The organism is Xanthomonas sp. CFBP 7698 (assembly GCF_003600855.1).
Lineage (GTDB): Bacteria > Pseudomonadota > Gammaproteobacteria > Xanthomonadales > Xanthomonadaceae > Xanthomonas > Xanthomonas cannabis.
Genome location: NZ_PRDN01000001.1, coordinates 823,473 through 843,322 on the forward strand (window position 1 = coordinate 823,473; position 19,850 = coordinate 843,322).

Genomic DNA, 19,850 nt, shown 5'->3' on the forward strand with positions numbered 1-19,850 from the left:
CGCACTGTGCGCCAGCGGCCGACCAGAAAAGCGATGAGGATGCAGCACTGCATGCCACATCCGCAGCCGCCGACGCCTCGCCCCACACGCAGGCACGGCGCGTGGGGCAAATCCGCACCAGCCGCACGCTGCGTCTGCGAGTAGACGCAGCGTGCGATGGCAGTGCGCCATCAAGACAACCGAGAGCAGCTAAGCAAGACGTAGCGAGCGGTCGTCAGGCGGGTGCGGGCGGCGCGTTCAGAGCCGGAGTGTACGAGTGGTACATGCCGATGCCGAGCACCAACCGCGCCCGCCTGGCGGCGGCGCAGGAGTGTTGCTAGCTGCTCTTCGGCGCAGTGGCGATGGCATGCTCGATCACCTTCAACGCGGCATCGCGTTCAGCGCCGGCCACCACCAGCCGCGGCGCACGCACCTGCTCGCTGCCCATGCCCACCTTGGCCTGCACCAGCTTGATCAGCTGCACGAAGGTGGGCACGGTGTCCAGGCGCAGCAGCGGCAGGAACCAGTGGTACAACTCCTTTGCCGCCGGGTAACCGCCGTCGCGGGCGAGTTCGAACAGGCGCACCGATTCTTTCGGATACGCATTGACCAGGCCGGCGATCCAGCCCTTGGCACCCATGCTCAGGCCTTCAACGATGGCATCGTCCATGCCGACCAGCAGCGCCAGCCGATCGCCCAGCAGTTCCTGCAGCGCGGCAAAGCGGCGCACATCGCCGGAGGATTCCTTCACTGCCTGCAGGTTGGGGAATTCGGCGGCCAGCTCGGCGATCTGCGCCGGGCCGAAATCGGTCTTGTAGGCCACCGGGTTGTTGTACAGGATCACCGGCAGATCGGTCGCGCCGATCACCGCACGCACATGCGCGCCCATTTCGCGCCAGTCGGTGGAGTACACGTACGGCGGCAGCACCATCAGGCCGCCGCAGCCGATGTCCTTGGCCGCCTTGGCCAGCGCCACCGCCTCGCCGGTGGCCAGGCTGGCGATGCCCGGCACCACCGGCACGCGGCCGTTCAGAGCAGTGACCAGCGTGCGCAGGATCGCCAGCTTGTCTTCCACGCTCAAGGTGGCGGCCTCGCCCAACGAGCCCAGCGGCACGATCGCGGTGCAACCGGCATCCACCAGCTGGTTGGCATGCTTGCCGAGGAAGTCGTGGTCGATGTCGCCATTGGTGGTGAACGGGGTGGTGATGGCCGGCAACACGCCGTGCCAGAACGCAGCAATGCTCATAGGTGATTCCCTTGCGAGTCGGAAGTGAACGAGTCGGCCAGCGCCGCGAGGCGGACCGGGAACAACGGCGGCCGGCGGCCGGCGTCGGTGGAAAGCTCGGGCGGGCAGCGGCCCAGTTCGGCCAGCGCGGTGCCGCAGATGCGGCCCTGGCAGGCGCCCATGCCGCAGCGCGAGGCCAGCTTGGCGTCGCGTGCATCGGTGAAGTTGTCCAACGCACCCAGCGGCACGTCTTCGCAGCGGCAGATCAACGTGTCCGGTTGCGCCAGCGCGCGGATGCGCGGGTCCAGCGCGAACTGCTGCTGCAACAGGTCGGCAAATGCACGCGCTGCGCGCCGCCGTGGTTGCAGGCGCAACGCCGCCTCCGGCGCATCGGCGGCCATGTGCCCGGCCATCGCGCCTTCAATCAAGGCGCAATCGCGCCCGCCGATGCCGCAGGCTTCGCCGGCGGCAAACACCTGGGTGACGCTGGTGCGCAGCAGCGCATCCACCTGCACCTGTTGGTGTGCCCCATACGCCTGCAGCTGGCAGCCAAGCAATTGCGCAAGCTCGGTATTGGGCACCAGGCCATAGCCCACCGCCAAGTGATCGCACGCAATGCGCGTGCGGCCGCCAGGCCCTTCCAGTTCGATTTCGCGCAGCTGCGTATCGCCATGCGCGGCAACCACAACGCTGCCGGCGCGATACGCCACTGCGTGCAGCTGCAGGCGCAACGCGGCAGCCTGCGCGGCCTTGCCCGGCCAGCGCCACAACTGCAGCGCGAACTGGCGCAACGCCGCTGCCGAGGCCTGTTCGTGGATGCCAAGCACCTGGGCGCCATGCCGTTGCAAGGTGGCCGCACTGGCCAGCAACAACGGGCCACTGCCGGCCACCAGCACACGCTTGCCGGCCAGCGGCCAACCCTGCTTCGCAAGCGCCTGCGCCGCGCCGGCACCGGTGACGCCGGGCACGGTCCAGCCCGGAAACGGCAGCAGCAATTCGCGTGCACCGGTGGCCAGCACCAGGGCGGCGTAATGCAGTTGCAAGGTGCTGTCCGGGCCATCGGCCAACAACCAGCCCGGTTGCGCCAGCAGGATCTGCGTGCGCGTCAGCAGCGTGATCGCTGCATTGCCCTGCACCTGTTGCAGCAGCGCGCGCGCATCGGCCGGCGCACCGTGCTGCACATCGCTGCGCCACACCTGCCCGCCCACACGCGGCTGCATGTCCACCACGCCCACGCGCACACCGTGACTGGCCGCCGCCTGCGCCGCCGCCAACCCGGCCGGCCCGGCGCCGATCACCAACACATCGAAATGCAGCACGCGCTCAGCCATCGGTGCGCACCTGCATACCATCGCGTGCGTCCACCAGACACGCGCGTTGCTGGCCGATGCCATCGATCCGCACGCGGCATTCGAAACACACACCCATGCCGCATAACGGCGCGCGCGGTTGCCCGCTGCTCGATCGCCGGAACTGCAGCGTGGCCTGCGCCACGGCGGCCGCCACGCTGGCACCGGCCGGCACCTCGACCGGCTGCGCATCCACGTGCAACCGCACTGTCGCGCTCATGCGGCCGCGCCCTGCACGGCACGCGCCGGGGCGTACGGCGCCGGGTCGATGGCCGGCGTGCGCCCGAGCAGGCTGTCCACGATCACCCGTGCGCTCCCCAGCGCCGTGGTGACGCCCAGCCCCTCGTGACCGGCGGCCACCCACACGTCGCGCCGGCCGGGCACCGCCCCCAGATACGGCCGCCCGTCCGGCGTGGCCGGGCGCAGCCCGGTCCATGCGCGAATGGCCTGCAACTCGCGCAGCACCGGCAGATACGCAAACGCGCGCTGCAACATCTGCTGCAGCACCGGCATCGACAACGCGCGATCGTGCTCGCCGAACTGGCGCGAGGAGCCGATCAGAATCTGCCCGGTCGGCCGCGGCTGCACATTGAAGGCCACACTGGTGTCGTCGGCGCCATGCGCCGAATCGGCATAACCGAGTTCCAGCAGCTGATGCCGGATCAACCCCGGGTGGCGGTCGGTGATCACCAGATGGCCCTTGCGCGGGCGCAACGCCAGCTCGGGCAGCAACTGCGGCAAGGCCACGCCACTGGCCACCAGCACCGGGCCGGCAAGCACCTGCCCGTCGTCCAGGCGCACCGCATGTTCCTGCAACTGCGCCACGCGGCGGCCGGCAAACACCTGCGCGCCGGCCTTGCAGGCCAGGCTCACCAGATGCCGGGCCACCCGCGGCGGATACACCACCGCTTCAGCGGGCACGCGCATGCCGCCGGCCAGGCCGGGCACCAGCTGCGGCTCCAGCGCATACAACTGCGCCGCATCGATCGCTTCTGCCTGCAGACCGGCAGCGGCCAGGCGCGCGATCTTGGCCGGCACCGCCGCCAGTTCGCGTGCGTCGCGGGCCACCCACAGCGTGCCGCAACGGCTGAATTCGGCATCGCTCAGCGTGGCGAAGCGCTCCCACAGGCGCAGCGAATACGCCGACAAGGCCAGCTCGGCCGGGTCGTCGTCCATCGCCACCAGGTGCCCCATCGCCGCGGCGGTGGCGCCGCCGCCGATCGGCCCCGGTTCGACGATCGCCACCCGCAGCCCCTCGCCCGCCGCAGCCTCGGCGCAGGCGGCGCCAACAATGCCGGCACCGACCACGATCAGGTCGTAACTGCGCCGCGTGGAAGCGGCAGACGGTGCAGAGCCGGATTCGACAACGGAACCCGGCGCAGGCGCAGATGCCGTCGCGGGCGATGGCGACGCGGGCAGCGCAGCCGACATGCCGGCAATGGGATCAGGCACCAGTTCGGCCGGCGACATGGCCGACGCAACCACCGGCGCGGGCCGCACGGCCTCCATCAGGCCACGATGCCCCAGGCGAACGGGTCGGCCGGGTCGATCAGCAACTGCGCGCGCGCGGTGATGTACGCCTGCCCGCTGATGCGCGGCGCAATACCGCGCCCGCTCAGGCGATAACTGCCTTCGAACGCACTGCCCAGGATGCCTTGCTGCACCCAGCGCTCGCCCTCGCCCAGCTTGCCGTCGGCCGCCAGGCAGGCCAGCTTGGCGCTGGTGCCGGTACCGCACGGCGAACGGTCGTAGGCCAGCCCCGGGCACAGCACGAAATTGCGCGCCACGCCGCTGCCGTCGGGCGCGGCGCCGTTGACTTCGATATGGTCGATCTCGCCACCGCCCTCGCCGGTGATGCCGGCGGCCTGCAGCGCCAGCCGGATCGCTTCGGTGTAGGCAGTGAGCTCGCGTTGATGCGCCAGGTCCAGCGCACATGGCGCCTGCTCGGTGATGAAGAACCAGTTGCCGCCCCAGGCCACATCGCCGCGCACCGCGCCATGCCCCGGCACGTCCACCACCACACCGGCAGCCGCGCGATAGCTTTCCACGTTGTCCACCCACACCGTGCCGTCGTCGGCCAGCTCCACGCCCACCGTGCCCACCGGCGTTTCGATACGGTGCCTGCCCGGTGCGATCCGCCCCAGCTCGGCCAGCGTGCGCACCACACCAATCGTGCCGTGCCCGCACATGCCCAGATAACCGACGTTATTGAAGAAGATCACCCCGGTGCAGGCGCTCGGGTCGCGCGCCGGCAGCAGCAGCGCGCCGACCATGGTGTCCGAGCCGCGCGGCTCGCAGGCAATCGCGCTGCGCCACTGGTCGAACTCGCGGCCGAACCGCTCGCGACACTGCGCCAGGTCGCCACCGCCCAGATCGGGGAAGCCGGCCAGGACCACGCGGGTGGGCTCGCCGGCCGTATGAGAGTCGATCACGTCGATGCTGTGCATGGCGCATGCTCCCACTGCCGGCCCGCGCACGACTAGCGTGCAATGCGAAGTGAAAATGCGGAAATCTGCACAATTACCAACCCGATGCATCGCCGCGCGTTTGCGCTAGGATCATTGCTGGGTTGCACCTTCGTGCAACCGTCAAATCGTGACCGCTACCATGACCCTGATGGACCTCAACCTGCCCGCGCTGGAAATGCAGACGCTGTTCGATGCACTGCCGGATGTGGTGTTCTTCATCAAGGACAGCGAGGGCCGCTACACCCACTGCAACCTCACCCTGGTGCGTCGATTGGGGCGCAAGCTGCGCAGCGAGATCATCGGTCGGTCGCCGCTGGAAGTCTTCCCGCTGCCGCTGGGCGGCAGCTACATGATGCAGGACCGTCGCGTCCTGCTTGGCGAACTCATCGACAACCAGCTCGAAGTGCACCTGTATCCCAATCGCCTGCCGGGCTGGTGCCTGACCTTCAAGCGCCCGCTGTGCGAGGCCAACGAGGTGATCGGCGTGGTCGGCATCTCGCGCGATCTGGGCCAGCCCGATAGCCGGCATTCGGCCTACGAACGCTTGAGCCAGGTGATGGAACACATGCAGGCCAACTTCGGCGACAACCTGCGCGTGCAGGCGCTGGCCGATCTGGCCGGGCTGTCGGTGGCGCAGCTGGAGCGCCACTTCCGCCGCGTCTTCCAGGTCACCCCGCAGCAACTGCTGACCAAGCTGCGCATCGAATCGGCGATGCGGCTGCTGTATGGCGAGGACAGTATCGCCAGCATCGGGCAACGCTGCGGCTTTGCCGACCAGAGTGCCTTCGCGCGCCAGTTCAAGGCCACCGTCGGCATGACCCCGCGCGATTACCGCGCGCTCAAGGGTCAGCTGTAAGGCGCCAATCATGCGCTGACACACAGCCGGCACAAATGCCGAATTCGGCAGCATTGCGGGCACGAGCGTGATGCACCGCCGCCGCGGTGGCGAGGAGCGCCACTGAAGGGCGCGTCAAGGTGAGATCGGACCCCGATGGTAGAATTTCGGGTTTCCCCTACTGCGTTGCCAATGGCCAGCTTTTTTCGCCGCAACAAGCCCACCACGCCCGACAGCTCGCGTACCTCGCGCTACAGCCTGGAAGAACTGGCAGCCGCATTTCCCACCGCGCCGTCTGCCGCCACCCCGGCATCGCCCACCGAGGCCCTGCCACCTGCGCAGACCGGCACAGCGCCTGCCGCTGCGCCCACGCCCGCACCGGTAGCGGCAGACCCGCCAACGCCGGCCGCCGAGCACGCCGCGCCTGCCACACCGGCTGAGGCGTTGGCACGCGACATCGCCGCCCGCACCGGCCAGGCGCAGAGCGTGGCGGCGGTGCCGAGCACGCCGCCCGCCCCTGCGGCGCCGGCCCCATCGGCCCTGCAGGCACTGCCGGACCCGGCGCCTGCCGCCGCTGCCGCCGCCCCCGTCGCCCCGGCGCCGGTGGTGGTGCCACCAGTGGTGGCGCAGCCACACGGCGTACCGACCTCGCCGGCAACGGCGCCCGCAGAACCTGCAACACCGGCGCAGTCGCCGTTGCAATCACCACCATCGACGCCCGCAGCGCCGGTCCCGACGCCGGTCGTCGCGACGCCTGCTGCTGCTGCGCCTGCTGTCGTACCGACTGTTGCCGCTGCGCCTGCTGTCGTACCGCCTGTTGCTGCTCCGCCCGCCGTCGTACCGCCTGCCGCCCCCGCACCGCCTGCCGCCGCCCCGGCCGCGAGCGCGACGCCGGTGGTCACCGCACCGTCCATCGTCAGCAGTCCGTTGCCGGCCACCCAGGACGACAGCATCGTCGGCCAGCACGACGCCCTGCCGGCTGCGCCGGCGGGCAAACCCGGCTGGCGCGAGCGCCTGCGCAACAGCACCTTCGCGCGCAGCTTCGGTGGCCTGTTCTCGCGCAACCCCAAGCTCGACGACGACCTGCTCGACGAGATCGAGACTGCGCTGATCACCGCCGATGTCGGCATCGGCGCCACCACCGCGTTGGTCGAAGGCCTGCGCAAGCGCATGAAGTCGCGCGAATTCGCCGATGCCCAGGCCATGTTCAAGGCCTTGCGCGCCGATCTCATCGCGCTGCTGCAGCCGGTCTCCAAGCCACTGGTCATCGACCGCTCGCACAAGCCCTTCGTGGTGCTCACCGTCGGCGTCAACGGCGTCGGCAAGACCACCACCATCGGCAAGCTGGCCAAGCGCTTCAAGGACGACGGCAACAGCCTGATGCTGGCCGCCGGCGACACCTTCCGCGCCGCCGCCGTGGCGCAACTGCAGGCCTGGGGCGACCGCAACGGGGTGGCGGTGATTGCGCAGGGGCAGAATGCCGATGCCGCCTCGGTGGCGTTCGACGCGCTGCAGGCCGCCAAGGCGCGCGGCACCGACGTCTTGATCGCCGACACCGCCGGCCGCCTGCACACCCAGACCGGGCTGATGAACGAGCTGGGCAAGATCCGCCGCGTGCTCGGCAAGATCGACGCCGCCGCGCCGCACGAAGTGCTGATGGTCATCGACGGCACCACCGGCCAGAACGCCATCTCGCAACTGCGCCAGTTCCATGCGGCGGTCGGCGTCACCGGCCTGGTCGTGACCAAGCTCGATGGCACCGCCAAGGGTGGCGTGGTGTTTGCACTCGCGCGCGAGTTCAATATTCCGATCCGCTTTGCCGGCATCGGCGAACGCCCGGAAGACCTGCGCGTCTTCGACCCGGTCGCCTTCGTCGACGCACTGTTGCCGGACGCCCTGGGCGGTTGATTGGAGATGCTTGCCCGCATCTGCAAGCGCTGCGGGCTGGTTGCAGCGTGCAGCAGGTATCGCGTGACTGGTCGCAGGCACGACGTGTACTGACGTGTGCCCAGCCCTTGCCTGCAGCACTGCACACGCCAGTCCACGCAGATGCGTCGGTGGCTTACCACCGTGTGCCCACATCACCGCATTGGCCTGGGGATGCGGGATGTTTCTGCAAACGGTGCCTGGTCGGAATGACGTTTCCGCTGCGGTGAGTGGACGCGCCGCACCACGCGCGTAGCAGCTTCACTCCCGCTCCCGACACCCTTGCCCTCCACCGCCAGCAGAGCACCATGCCAGCCGACCACGCCACGCCCCTTGCTGATGCCTTCGTCGAGCGCCTGCTGCACTGGTTCGACGGCCACGGCCGCCACGATCTGCCCTGGCAGCATCCACGCGCGCCGTACCGGGTGTGGCTGTCGGAGATCATGCTGCAGCAGACCCAGGTCGCGGTGGTCATTCCGTATTTCCACAAATTCGTGGCGAGCTTCCCTACGCTGGCGGATCTGGCGGCAGCCGACAACGACACCGTGATGGCGCATTGGGCCGGGCTGGGCTACTACGCCCGCGCGCGCAACCTGCATGCCGCCGCCAAACACTGCGTCGCCCTGCACGATGGCGAGCTGCCGCGCGACTTCGATGCACTGCTTGCGCTGCCGGGCATCGGCCGCAGCACGGCCGGCGCCATCCTGAGCCAGGCCTGGAACGAGCGTTTTCCGATCATGGATGGCAACGTCAAGCGTGTGCTCACGCGCGTCCACGGCATCGCCGGCTACCCCGGCCTGCCGGTGGTGGAAAAGCAGCTATGGCAACTGGCCTGGGCCCATGTTGCGCACGTGCCGGTCGGACGACTGGCCGACTACACGCAGGCGCAGATGGATTTCGGTGCCACGCTGTGCACGCGCGCCAGACCGGCGTGTATCGTGTGCCCGCTGCAGCAGGACTGCGTCGCCCGCCGCGACGGCCTGGTGGACGCCTTGCCCACTCCCAAGCCCGGCAAGGTGCTGCCCGAGCGCGAAGCCACCGCCTTGCTGCTGGAGAACCTGCACGGCGAGATCCTGTTGCAACGCCGCCCACCGACCGGCATCTGGGCCTCGTTGTGGACCCTGCCGCAGGCGGAGACCGACAGCGGCCTGCGCAGCTGGTTCGCCACCCACATCGAGGGCAACTACGAACGCGCCGATGCGATGGCGCCGCTCGTGCACACCTTCAGCCACTACCGGCTGCACCTGCAGCCGTTGCGCCTGCGCAAGGTCGCGCTGCGCGCAGCGGTGCGCGACAATGACGACCTGCGTTGGGTGGCGCGCGCCGATCTCGGCTCGCTGGGCTTGCCGGCACCGATCCGCAAACTGCTCGACACGCTTTAAGCACGCCTTCAAAGGATTCCGCATGTCCCGCACCGTGTTCTGCCAGTACCAGCAATGCGACACCGAAGGCCTGGATTTCGTGCCCTACCCCGGCGAGCTGGGCCAGCGCGTGTTCGCGCACATCGGCAAGACTGCCTGGCAGGCGTGGCTGGCACACCAGACCATGCTGATCAATGAAAACCGGCTGTCACCGCGCGACCCCAAGCACCGCGCGTTTCTCGAGGCCGAATTGCAGAAGTTCCTGTTCGACCGCAATGCCGACAAGCCAGAGGGCTATGTGGCACCGCTGGGCGAGGAGTAGCTGGGTGGGGATTGGGGTTCGGCCGCGGTTGCGGCTGGCCTCTGCGGGAACAATCCTCGATGCGCGTGATTGCTGCCGCTAAGTGTTTGCGGCGAGGCTACAGGCAATCCAGGCGAGCGCTGCGAGGGCTACCTGATCCACGGGCATGCTGGCTCTGCCCGAGACGACGTTACACGCAGGCGATGCCGATCAACGCCATCGTTCCTGCCCCTGCGGCGCCTAACCCACGCCAGTCGGGCCATCCAGCAGCATGCGGATGCGCTTGAGCAATTCCTTCTGCGTGTAGGGTTTGTTGACCACGTCGAATTCCGCACCGCCCACGTCGGTCCGCTGGATGCTGGCGTCGGCGTAGCCGGTGGTCAGCAGCACTTTCAACTTGGGCTGCATGCGGCGCGCTTCGCGTGCCAGCACCACGCCATTCATGCCGCCGGGCATGATCAGATCGGTGAACAACGCATCCACCTCCGGGTGCTGTTCCAGTAGTTCGATCGCCTCGCGCCCGCTCGATGCGGACAGAATGCGATACCCGGCATTTTCCAGGAACATCTTGGCCACCACCGCCACGTCCTGTTTGTCTTCCACCACCAGAATGGTCTCGTCGCCACCCTTGTCAATCGCGCGGCTCTTGGCCGCCTGCAGGTCGTTTTCGAATTCGCTGGAAGCCGGGAAATACAGGCGTACCGTGGTGCCCTGGTCCACCTCGCTGTAGATGCGCACCGTGCCGCCGGACTGCTTGACGAAGCCGTAGACCATCGACAGCCCCAGGCCCGTGCCCTGCCCCTCTTCCTTGGTGGTGAAGAACGGCTCCATGACGCGGCTGGCCACTTCCGGCGGCATGCCGCTGCCGGTATCGCTCACCGCGATGCTCACGTAGCGTCCGGGCGCCAGCTGGTGATGCATTGCCAGGTCGTGGCTGGTGATCTCCACGTTCTGGGTCTGCACCGTGACCTCCTTACGCTCGGCCTGCGCCATTGCATCGCGTGCGTTGATCAACACATTCAGCAGTGCCACCTCGGCTTGCGTGGTATCGATCTGACAATTCCACAGCCCCTCTTCCAGCGACTGCCGCAAGCTGATGCCGCCACCCAGCGCGCGCTCGGCCATGTTGTTCATGCCCGACACCAGGGTATTGAGATTGACCACGCGGCCGCGCAACTTCTGCTTGCGCGAGAACGCCAGCAATTGCTGGGTGAGCGTGGCGGCCTTGGCCGCAGCCGCGGCCGCATGTTCGGCGCTGAACGCGATGCGATCGGCATTGCTGCCCGCGTTGGCGGCCGCCATCATCTGGATCACTTCCAGGTGCCCGGACATCACCTGCAGCAGGTTATTGAAATCGTGTGCAATGCCACCGGTGAGTTGCCCCAGCGCTTCCATCTTCTGTGCCTGGCGCAAGGCATCTTCGGCGTCGCGGCGGCGGCTCACATCCAGCTGCGAGCCGAAGAAGTAGACCAGGTTGCCCTTGTCGTCGAACACCGGCGAGACGAATAGCGCGTTCCAGAACGAGGACCCGTCCTTGCGGTAGTTCAGCACCTCGGTGGCGAATTCGCGGCGGTTGTCGATGGACTCGCGCACGTCCTGCACGCTGGCCGGGTCGGTCTCCGGGCCCTGCAGGAAGCGGCAGTTGTTGCCGATGATCTCGTCGGCCGAATAGCCGGTCATTTCCAGGAACGCACGATTGGCGAACACGATCGGATTGTCCGGCAGATGCGGGTCGGTCACCGTCATCGGCATGCGCGTGGTTTCCACGGCGGCAAAAAAGATATCCGAGCGGTGCTTCTCCACAGGTAGGCTGCGGGATTCGCTGATATGAGGCGCGCGCAGCTCTCCGTGACGGGAATCGTTCAAGTGGTGTTCTCCGCGGGGCCATTCCCGTGGCGACAGTTTAGTTGGGCTCGGTGAGTTGACCCGTCACATCCATGAGCCTTTGCCGTACGGCCGCGCGCGCCGATGCAACCGAATGCAACCGGCTGGGTTGCCGCGCACTCCGGCAGCTGCCCTGCCCTCGCACGCAGATCCACGCGACCGCGTGCGTGCCGTTTTGCCGTAGCATGCGCGGGCTGTTTGCAGCTCCTGCGCCTTCGCTCTGCCACTGCGGCGGTGTCGCGCGTGCGTCTTCCCTGCCGGTGCTGATGCCTGGCCACCCATGCGATGCCACCATGTCGGGCTACCAGACCCAGATTCACGAACTGACCTTCGGGCAGCAGACCTACGTCATCCGCGCCTTGGCGGACAAGCAGCAATACGCCGACCCGGACCTGGCCGCTGCCGACGCCGGCATTTCCTCGGCGCAGTGGAGTCTGTTCGGCCAGGTGTGGCCGGCAGGCCAGTTGCTGGCCGAAGCAATGGCCAACCGCCCGATCGAGGGCAGGCGCATTCTCGAGCTCGGCTGCGGGCTGGGGCTGGCGAGCCTGGTGCTGCGCCGGCGCGGCGCCGACGTGGTGGCCAGCGACCACCATCCGCTGGCGGAAGTGTTCCTGGCCTACAACGCTGCGCTCAACGGGCTGGACGCGGTGCCGTATCGCCGGCTCGACTGGGACACCGGCGCGCCGACCATGGGGCAGTTCGACATGATCATCGCCAGCGATGTGCTCTATGAAACCCGCCACGCCACCATGCTGGCCAAGCTGATCCCCGCCCTGGCCAAACCCGCATGCGAGATCGTGATCAGCGATCCGGGCCGCGGCAACGCCAACGCGCTCTCGCGCATGCTGGCCGAGATCGGATTCTCGTTGATCGCCGGCGAACGCCAGGCCTCGGCACAGGCAGCCAAGGCGCCGCGCCTGTTCGTCTATCGCCGCAACCTGGACGCCTCGCCACCGGCCCAGGCGTGATGCCGCTGCGCCACCACGGCGCAGGCGTGTAGGCGCACAGCAGCACCGGCATGCACATGTCGGCTGCACTCACCGTGTGTCGCGCGGGAGAAGCGTCGCCACCGGGCCTGTCGTCGGGATTCGCTCCCAGGCCTCGACCACGCGCTTGTGGACCACAAGGCCAGCGCGCTCACGGTCCTAGCGGAACGCCCGGCCATGCCGGCCGTGATGCATTGCATGCAACTGCACAACCTCGATGGCGTCATCGCACCGTCGACGCACGCCTGCGATGCCGGCGCTGGGTTGCACGAGCCGACTGTCCAGCGTTGCGGCAGTCCTTCGCCATACCGCGTTTTTCGGCGGTGAAGACCGATCGTCAAGGCCGCTTGCCGGCTCACGCCTGGCTGCCGATTTCGCCACGTCCGGTTGATGCTTCCATGGTGATGCTGGCCTCGCACCACACGCACCAGTGGTGCATTCCCCAGCCAACCAAATGAGAACCTGCAATGGCAAAACAGAACGACAACAAGGGTGGCACCAGCAACCGCGGCTTTGCGTCGATGGACGAAGACAAGCAGCGCGAGATCGCCTCCAAGGGCGGCAAGGCGGCACATGAAAGCGGCAACGCGCACGAGTTCAGCTCCGAAGAGGCACGCGAAGCCGGCAAGAAGGGTGGTCAGGCCAGTGGTGGCGGCAACAATCGCTGAGTAGCGCGGTGTTGATTGCAGACAGCGCTTTCGGGAAGGCCATGGCTTTTCCGAAAGCGTGCCTGCGTCGGCAGCAACGACCTTTGCATGTGAGCGGCGGCGTTGAGCTGCCCTGAGCGAACCGCAAGCGTCGATCATCGGCAGCAGACGCTGCGCGCACGGCGCGCTCAGCAGCGGATCAGTGCGCGCGGCTTGTGCGCGATGCGATGCGGACAGCCTCCCGGGCGCTGGTAGCGCACGCGCAGCCGTCGCACCTGCAGCACATGCGGCATCGGCATCGGCATCGGCATCGGCCGAGTCTCATCGGATGAGACGGCGGGTTGGCACGCTCGCGCCCGATGACACACACCACCCGGCTACGATTCCGCCCCGGCATGGGCGCACCTGCATCGCGCATCAGCGCGATTACAGACACCGCACATCGATCGGCACATCCGCATCGGCCCAGGCACGCCGGCGATTGCCACTCACTGCAGCCCCGGTCGCCCCATGGCCCGGAGTGAACGCACCCGGCGCGGCCTGAGCCCGGTGGACTACGCCTACCCCGAGCATCTGCGCAGCACGCTGGAAACCCTGCCTGCCACGCCCGGCGTGTATCTCTTCCACGGGCAGGACGACGGACTGCCGCTGTACATCGGCAAGAGCATCAATCTGCGCGGACGGGTGATGGATCATTTCCGTACGCCACGCGAAGCCGCGCTGCTGCGTCAGACGCGCCGGGTGAGCGTGATCGAAATGGCCGGCGATCTGGGCGCGCAACTGCTGGAGTCGCAACTGATCAAATCGATGCGGCCGCTGTACAACCAGAAGCTGCGCCGCGTGCCGCGCCAGTTTTCGATCCGGCTGTATCGCGGCGAGGTGTCCATCGAGCATTCGGCCGAGAGCGACCCCGCGCTGACACCGTGGCTGTACGGGCTGTACTCGAGCCCGCGCGCCGCCAAGGAGGCACTACGGCGGCTGGCCGATCGCGACCGCCTTTGCTACGGGCTGCTGGGGCTGGAGAGCGTCGCCGCCGGCCGGCCATGCTTCCGCGCCATGCTCAAACGCTGCGCCGGCGCCTGCCATGGCGCGGAAACGCTGGGCGACCACGAGGAACGTCTGCGCGACGCGCTAGGGCACCTGGAACAGGCCGTCTGGCCCTTTCCCGGCGCCGTGGCGGTGAAGGAACAGGGCCCGCATCTGACCCAGTACCACGTGCTGCGCGACTGGCACTACCTGGGCAGCACCGCCTCGTTGGCCGCCGCGCGCAAGCTCAACTCGGCGCCGGGAGACTTCGATCGCGACAGTTATCGCATCCTGCGCAAAGGCCTGCACACCCATCTACACTGCGTGGCGCTGCTTTGATGGCGCGTCGGCGCGGCGCCGCGCCGGGAGCGCACCAGGCACCTGCATCAACCGGCGATCCGTTAATCCGCTTCGGCCGGGCCCGCCCGGTATTCCTTCGGGTCCAGAAAATCCGCCAGGCACGATCCCACCCGCAATGCCTGTTCGCGCGCATCACCGCGATACTCGCCTTCGCCGGCGCCCTCGATGGTGGCCACCGGCGCCGCACGGTCGCGGTGATAGACGAACGCGGTCGACAGCCAGCGGGTGTCGCCCGGCGCCTGACTTTCCATGGTCTCCACGCGGAATTCACCGCAGTAGCCATGGATCAAGGTGCGTCGAAGGGTCTTGTGCGTCATGCGCAGAGTATTGCCGCGCCAGGTTGAAGATGACGTGGAAACCCGCTGCAACATCCGCACAGATGCGCAGCAGCAGCTGCAGCCGGACGATCTGGACAGCGGAGCAGCATTGCCACCGCGTCGATGCCAGCGCGGCGCCGATATCCGGCACGCATGAAAACGCACGCGTTAGCGCGATCGCCCCCGGGTTGGGACAACGTAACGTGCAACGAGAGGAAGACGACGGAACCGGATCTAACCGGAAAGCCTTGCGAACGCAGGCTTGAAAATGGTGGCCGAGGACGGAATCGAACCGCCGACACGGGGATTTTCAATCCCCTGCTCTACCAACTGAGCTACTCGGCCACTACCTGCAACGCGATGCCTGCGTTGCGAGGAGGCGCATCATAGCGAGCAGGCGCAGTTTGGGCAAGCGTTGTGACCAACTTTGTTGCAGCGTGGCGTCGCCGCCTGATTTCTTGCACCGGTTCACGCCGCGCAGGGAGGCGCATCGCCTAGCCTGCGCGCGTCCATCGGAGATCGTCATGCGCCTGTCTTGCCTGCTGTGGTCGTGCCTCGCCCTGCTGCCACTGGATGCGTCTGCGCAGCAACCGGTGCGCGCGGTCCCGCAGCTGGATATCTCGCGTTACGCGGGGCAGTGGCATGAGATCGCGCATCTACCGGTGTCGTTTCAGAAAAAGTGCCGCAGCGATATCACCGCCAGCTACACCTTGCGCGACGATGGCTTGATCGGCGTGCGCAATGGCTGCCGCACCGCCGATGGCAGCCTGACCCAGGCCGATGGCGTGGCGCGACCGGTCGACGGCCACCCGGGGCAGCTGCAGGTTCGCTTTGCGCCCGAATGGCTGAGCTGGCTGCCGCTGGTCTGGGCCGACTATTGGGTGATCGCGCTCGACCCGGACTATCAATGGGCGCTGGTCGGCGAGCCGGATCGCAACTATCTCTGGATCCTGTCGCGCTCGCCACAGATGCCGCGCGCGCAGTTCGAGCAGCTCAAGGCCCGTGCCACGCAGATGGGCTACGACCTGTCGCCGCTGATCGTGGCCGCGCCCGTGCTGTGAGCCGGGCACCCCGCTCCCGGGCGGGGCTGGCATAGGCGACAAGGCGGCGTCCGTACTGCGTAGTATTCTTGGCGCCGCCTCAGCCGCCAAGGACACCCTTACATGCGTCGTGCCTCCCGCCTCCTGATCGTGTCGCTGGCCTGTGGCCTGCTGTTGAGCGCTTGCGGCGGCGCGGTGCGCCGCGTGTCCGAGCCGGCCGCCAGCATCCAGCAGCTCACCGTCCGCGCCGATGGCAGCTGGTCGGTCGACCTGCGCCTGCAGAACTACAGCAGCATCCCGATGCAGTTCGAGCGCGTGGCGCTGGAGATCTCTGCCGGCGAGCAGGTGGCCGGCAAGCTCGACCAGGCGGTCGGCATGTCCATCGGCCCGGAAACCGCCGATATCGTCACCGTCACCGTGCAACCCACCTCGCTGGGGCGGATCACCGTGGCCGACGTGCTGGCCGGTGGCCGTTCGCTGCCGTACACGCTCAAGGGCACCGTCTGGGCCACTCCACAGGACAAGAAACAACGCGAGTTCGCGGTGGAATCGCGCAACACGCTCAGCCCGGCCCCCGGCCTCAACGGCGTGCTGCGCTGACGCGCACGCCCTCCCGCACCCGCTTCAAGGATCCCGCATGAGCAGCTACGCCGCCCCGCTGACCGATTTCCGCTTCGCCCTGCACGACGTGCTCGGCGCCGAAGCGCTGTTCGCCCGCCTCGGCTACACCGAAGCCAGCACCGACATCATCGACGCCGTGCTCGAAGAGGCCGGCCGCTTCACCTCGCAAGTGCTGGCGCCGCTCAATAGCGTGGGTGACGAAATCGGCTGCGCCTTCGACAAGAGCACCCATGCGGTGACCACCCCGCCCGGCTTCCGCGCCGCCTACGACCAGTTCGTGGACAGCGGCTGGAATGGCCTGACCGCCGAGCCGGAGTTTGGCGGCCAAGGCATGCCGCATCTGCTGGGTGTGCCGCTGAACGAGATGATCAACTCGGCCAACCTGGCCTGGGGCAACTTCCCGTTGCTGTCGCATGGCGCTACCGAAGCGCTGCGCCAGCATGGCGAAGCCTGGCAGCAGGAGGTCTTTCTCAAGCCGCTGATCGACGGCCGCTGGACCGGCACCATGTGCCTGACCGAGCCGCATTGCGGCACCGACCTGGGCCTGCTCAAGACCCGCGCCGAACCCAATGCCGACGGCAGCTACGCCATCACCGGCACCAAGATCTTCATCACCGCCGGCGAGCATGACCTCACCGACAACATCGTGCATCTGGTGCTGGCCAAGCTGCCGGACGCACCGGCCGGCGCCAAGGGTATCTCGCTGTTCGTCACGCCCAAGTTCAAGGTGGCCCGTGACGGCACGGTGGGCGAGCGCAACGCGCTGCATTGCGGCTCCATCGAGCACAAGATGGGCATCAAGGGCTCGGTGACCTGCGTGATGAACTTCGAAGGCGCCCAGGGCTACCTGGTCGGGCAGCCGCACAAGGGCCTGCAGGCCATGTTTACCATGATGAACACCGCGCGCCTGAGCGTGGGCCTGCAAGGCATCGGGCTGTCCGAGCGCGCTTATCAGAATGCCCTGCGCTACACACGCGAGCGCCTGCAGTCGCGCGCGCTCAGTGGCGCCAAATTCCCCGACAAGCCGGCCGACCCGATCATCGTGCATCCGGACGTGCGCCGCATGCTGCTGACCATCAAGTCGCTGACCGAAGGCAGCCGCCTGCTGGCGCTGCACGCCGCCAGCCTGGTCGACGTGGCCCACCGCGGCAGCACCGACCAGGAGCGTGCCGACGCCGAAACGCTGGTGAGCTTTCTCACCCCGATCTCCAAGGCCTGCCAGACCGAGTGGTCGATCGAAAACACCTACCACGCGCTGCAGTGCTTCGGCGGCCACGGCTACATCCGCGAGTACGGCATGGAGCAGCTGGCGCGCGACGCGCGCATCACCACCATCTACGAAGGCACCACCGGCATCCAGGCGCTGGACCTGATCGGCCGCAAGACCGCCGCCAGCCAGGCTGCCGGCCTGAAGCTGTTCCTGGCCGATCTGGAAACCTTCGCCAATGCGCAGGAAGGCAACGCGGCACTGGCCGAGTTCATCAAGCCGCTGCGCGACAAGGCCAGCGAATGGGCCATGCTGACCCGCGACGTGCTCGATCGCGCGGCGCGCAACCCCGACGAGCTGGGCGCGGCCAGCTACGACTACCTGTTTTATTCCGGCTACGTGGTGCTGGCGTATTGGTGGGCGCGCAGCGTTGCCGCGGCCGACGCGTCGGCCCATGGGGAGGAGTTCAAGCGCGCCAAGCGCGAGACCGCGCGTTTCTACTTCGCCCGCATCCTGCCGCGCACCTTGACCCACGCCGCCACCATCCGCAGCGGCGCCGCGCCGTTGATGACGTTGGACGCCGAGCTGTTCGGCGAAGGCTGAGCGCCATCATCGCGGCAGGTTGCCGCGGCCGTAGGAGCGGACCTGGCCGCGATGAGGCATTACCGATCGGCAAGACGTCACGCCCGGGTGCGCTCCTACGGCAACATCGCAAGATTTCGCCGCTGTCGTAGGAGCGGACCTGGCCGCGACGAGGCACTACCGATCGGCAAGACGTCGCGCCCGGGTGCGCTCCTACGGCAACATCGCAAGGTTCCGCCGCTGTCGTAGGAGCGGACCTGGCCGCGATGAGGCACTACCGATCGGCAAGACGTCGCGCCCGGGTGAGTTCCTATGGCTAAGTGAGGCCTGCAACGGGTCTGAACATTGGTGGCGCAGCGCGGCGGCATCGCCGCCGGGGCGGCTGGGCGGGACGTGCTGACCCTGATTGCAAGACACGCGCCAACGCCGTTCGCCGCGATACACAAACTGTCAACGATCGGGTATAAGCTGTTTTCCCGATGGAGACAGACACGCACGTAGGTGATGTGATCTTCCCCGGAGGCGCCTCCGCCCCGGTCGCGGGCAGCGCTGTCGCTGCGATCCAGCCACTTCCCAGCTTGCGCCTGCTGTCGCTCGATGCGCACGGCCGGGTGCTGGACTGGATCAACTGGCAGGACGCTGCCTGCCTGTATGCGCGCGATGCGGTGTCCTGGACGCTGGGCGAGCCCTGCATGCAGATCCACGGCGGCATATCGCGGCTGACCGGCGAGCGCAGCACACTGGAGCTGCACCCGATCATCGCCGCACGCGGCCACGCCCGCTCGCGTGCGCTGGACCCGACCCCGACGCTCAGCAATACCGCCCTGTTCGCGCGCGACTCGCAACTGTGCATGTACTGCGGCCAGCACTTCAGCCGCCCGCACCTCACCCGCGACCATGTCATGCCGGTCTCCAAGGGCGGGCGCGATACCTGGGAGAACGTGGTCACCGCGTGTTTCCAGTGCAACTCGCGCAAGGCCAACCGCACGCCGCAGCAGGCGCACATGCCGCTGCTGGCGGTGCCGTACCGGCCGAGCTGGATCGAGCACCTGATCCTGTCCAACCGCAATATCCTGTCGGATCAGATGGCCTTCCTGCGTGCGCAGCTGCCCAAACGCTCGAAGCTGTCGCTGTAGTTCACTGGTGCCTGACGGAACACGCGTCGATGCATTGCAGGGACAGCGACGGCGCAAGCGCCATGGCGATCGCGGCGGTAGCACTGGCCGCGTGCGCCACCGATGGCACACGCGGCCTAGCCAACAGACGGAAGCCTGGTTCATCGCAGCCTTCTCTATGCTGCGCATCTGTGTGGATCACGCGACACCACAGCTGTCGCTACCGGGACCGAAACAACGTCTCCCTGATGACGGTACATGGCGCAGCACTGCCGCCCGTCCTGGCCATCGCCATCGCCATCGCCATCGCGCCTTAGTGGCTTAGTGCCTGCACACATGCGGCAACCAGCTTTCGCTGCCAGCAAGACCCGCCCTCTTCCCGCCGCGCAGCAGCGCCGTGCACGGATCCCTGCCCTGCTCCGCCGTGCCTACGGCATCGGCCGCGGTCTGGACGAACGCACCCGCCGCTGACCCACGTGCGGCAGATTGCCGCAGGCGCCACCGACCACGCTACAAAGCGCTCACGACGGCGCGCTCGACCATTACCGCCGGCTGACAGCTGAACCGGTTTGCTTGCCGGGCCTTCGCCTGGGGAGGACAATGTGGTTTCAGAAGATTGAC

Annotated in this window: 18 protein-coding genes, 1 tRNA gene and 1 other RNA gene; 11 read left to right on the forward strand and 9 right to left on the reverse strand. The window is 67.7% G+C overall.

Translation table 11 applies throughout. From position 1 onward, the window contains the following. Positions 1–187: 187 nt before the first annotated feature. From XnspCFBP7698_RS03430 to XnspCFBP7698_RS03455, 6 genes are all read right to left on the reverse strand, one after another. Positions 188–265: non-coding RNA, sX9 sRNA (locus XnspCFBP7698_RS03430), on the reverse strand. Between the two features lie 51 nt (positions 266–316). Next, positions 317–1,225, reverse strand: coding sequence for a dihydrodipicolinate synthase family protein (locus XnspCFBP7698_RS03435; protein WP_104580412.1), 909 nt, complete (start codon positions 1,223–1,225; stop codon positions 317–319). After that, on the reverse strand, positions 1,222–2,535 hold the full coding sequence (locus tag XnspCFBP7698_RS03440; protein WP_184371501.1) for an FAD/NAD(P)-binding oxidoreductase: 1,314 nt from the start codon (positions 2,533–2,535) through the stop codon (positions 1,222–1,224). The genes XnspCFBP7698_RS03435 and XnspCFBP7698_RS03440 overlap by 4 nt, the downstream gene beginning before the upstream one ends. Continuing rightward, positions 2,528–2,773 (reverse strand): 2Fe-2S iron-sulfur cluster-binding protein, encoded by a 246-nt coding sequence (locus XnspCFBP7698_RS03445; RefSeq protein ID WP_039563793.1) that lies wholly within the window; start codon positions 2,771–2,773, stop codon positions 2,528–2,530. The genes XnspCFBP7698_RS03440 and XnspCFBP7698_RS03445 overlap by 8 nt, the downstream gene beginning before the upstream one ends. Beyond that, positions 2,770–4,062, reverse strand: a complete 1,293-nt coding sequence (locus XnspCFBP7698_RS03450; RefSeq protein ID WP_146093224.1) for an FAD-dependent oxidoreductase — start codon at positions 4,060–4,062, stop codon at positions 2,770–2,772. Before XnspCFBP7698_RS03450 ends, XnspCFBP7698_RS03445 begins: the two co-directional genes overlap by 4 nt. Beyond that, entirely contained in the window at positions 4,062–5,000 is a 939-nt protein-coding gene (locus XnspCFBP7698_RS03455) for a proline racemase family protein (protein ID WP_104580414.1), read from the reverse strand. Before XnspCFBP7698_RS03455 ends, XnspCFBP7698_RS03450 begins: the two co-directional genes overlap by 1 nt. 160 nt (positions 5,001–5,160) lie before the next feature. Here XnspCFBP7698_RS03455 and XnspCFBP7698_RS03460 point away from each other — a divergent pair, with 160 nt between their 5' ends. The 4 genes from XnspCFBP7698_RS03460 to XnspCFBP7698_RS03480 all read left to right on the forward strand — a co-directional run bounded on the left by XnspCFBP7698_RS03460 (position 5,161) and on the right by XnspCFBP7698_RS03480 (position 9,465). Continuing rightward, on the forward strand, positions 5,161–5,877 hold the full coding sequence (locus XnspCFBP7698_RS03460; RefSeq protein ID WP_081419243.1) for an AraC family transcriptional regulator: 717 nt from the start codon (positions 5,161–5,163) through the stop codon (positions 5,875–5,877). A 171-nt stretch (positions 5,878–6,048) separates the two neighbouring features. Beyond that, on the forward strand, positions 6,049–7,764 hold the full coding sequence (gene ftsY, locus XnspCFBP7698_RS03465) for a signal recognition particle-docking protein FtsY (RefSeq protein WP_146093225.1): 1,716 nt from the start codon (positions 6,049–6,051) through the stop codon (positions 7,762–7,764). 326 nt (positions 7,765–8,090) lie between these two features. Further along, a complete protein-coding gene (gene mutY, locus XnspCFBP7698_RS03475) occupies positions 8,091–9,164 on the forward strand; it encodes an A/G-specific adenine glycosylase (RefSeq protein WP_104580416.1) in 1,074 nt (357 codons plus the stop codon). A gap of 22 nt (positions 9,165–9,186) precedes the next feature. Continuing rightward, positions 9,187–9,465, forward strand: coding sequence for an oxidative damage protection protein (locus XnspCFBP7698_RS03480; protein WP_047695220.1), 279 nt, complete (start codon positions 9,187–9,189; stop codon positions 9,463–9,465). Positions 9,466–9,684: 219 nt separating this feature from the next. Here XnspCFBP7698_RS03480 and XnspCFBP7698_RS03485 read toward each other — a convergent pair whose 3' ends face one another. Further along, the gene (locus XnspCFBP7698_RS03485) at positions 9,685–11,310 is read right to left on the reverse strand and encodes a hybrid sensor histidine kinase/response regulator (protein WP_104580417.1); all 1,626 of its coding nucleotides are present in this window, start codon (positions 11,308–11,310) and stop codon (positions 9,685–9,687) included. 311 nt (positions 11,311–11,621) lie between these two features. Between XnspCFBP7698_RS03485 and XnspCFBP7698_RS03490 the strand changes: the two genes are divergently transcribed. From XnspCFBP7698_RS03490 to cho, 3 genes are all read left to right on the forward strand, one after another. Further along, a complete protein-coding gene (locus XnspCFBP7698_RS03490; protein WP_104580418.1) occupies positions 11,622–12,296 on the forward strand; it encodes a methyltransferase domain-containing protein in 675 nt (224 codons plus the stop codon). A 485-nt stretch (positions 12,297–12,781) separates the two neighbouring features. Then, positions 12,782–12,982: a KGG domain-containing protein gene (locus XnspCFBP7698_RS03495; RefSeq protein ID WP_123137252.1), complete on the forward strand. Its 201-nt coding sequence runs from the start codon at positions 12,782–12,784 to the stop codon at positions 12,980–12,982. A 489-nt stretch (positions 12,983–13,471) separates the two neighbouring features. Next, the gene (cho, locus tag XnspCFBP7698_RS03500; RefSeq protein ID WP_123137253.1) at positions 13,472–14,326 is read left to right on the forward strand and encodes an excinuclease Cho; all 855 of its coding nucleotides are present in this window, start codon (positions 13,472–13,474) and stop codon (positions 14,324–14,326) included. Between the two features lie 62 nt (positions 14,327–14,388). On the opposite strand, the gene XnspCFBP7698_RS03505 is transcribed toward cho, so the two are convergent. Then, positions 14,389–14,664 carry a hypothetical protein gene (locus XnspCFBP7698_RS03505; protein WP_047695224.1) on the reverse strand — a complete coding sequence of 92 codons (276 nt, stop codon included), beginning with the start codon at positions 14,662–14,664 and terminating at the stop codon, positions 14,389–14,391. 269 nt (positions 14,665–14,933) lie between these two features. Continuing rightward, positions 14,934–15,009, reverse strand: a tRNA-Phe gene (locus XnspCFBP7698_RS03510). A gap of 179 nt (positions 15,010–15,188) precedes the next feature. Between XnspCFBP7698_RS03510 and XnspCFBP7698_RS03515 the strand changes: the two genes are divergently transcribed. The 4 genes from XnspCFBP7698_RS03515 to XnspCFBP7698_RS03530 all read left to right on the forward strand — a co-directional run bounded on the left by XnspCFBP7698_RS03515 (position 15,189) and on the right by XnspCFBP7698_RS03530 (position 19,250). Next, positions 15,189–15,725, forward strand: coding sequence for a lipocalin family protein (locus XnspCFBP7698_RS03515; RefSeq protein WP_123137254.1), 537 nt, complete (start codon positions 15,189–15,191; stop codon positions 15,723–15,725). A gap of 102 nt (positions 15,726–15,827) precedes the next feature. Then, a complete protein-coding gene (locus XnspCFBP7698_RS03520) occupies positions 15,828–16,304 on the forward strand; it encodes an LEA type 2 family protein (RefSeq protein ID WP_104580422.1) in 477 nt (158 codons plus the stop codon). Between the two features lie 37 nt (positions 16,305–16,341). Beyond that, positions 16,342–18,135, forward strand: coding sequence for an acyl-CoA dehydrogenase C-terminal domain-containing protein (locus tag XnspCFBP7698_RS03525; protein WP_104580423.1), 1,794 nt, complete (start codon positions 16,342–16,344; stop codon positions 18,133–18,135). A 458-nt stretch (positions 18,136–18,593) separates the two neighbouring features. Next, complete coding sequence (locus XnspCFBP7698_RS03530) at positions 18,594–19,250, forward strand: HNH endonuclease (RefSeq protein WP_039410890.1); 657 nt, start codon at positions 18,594–18,596, stop codon at positions 19,248–19,250. Positions 19,251–19,850: the final 600 nt, after the last annotated feature.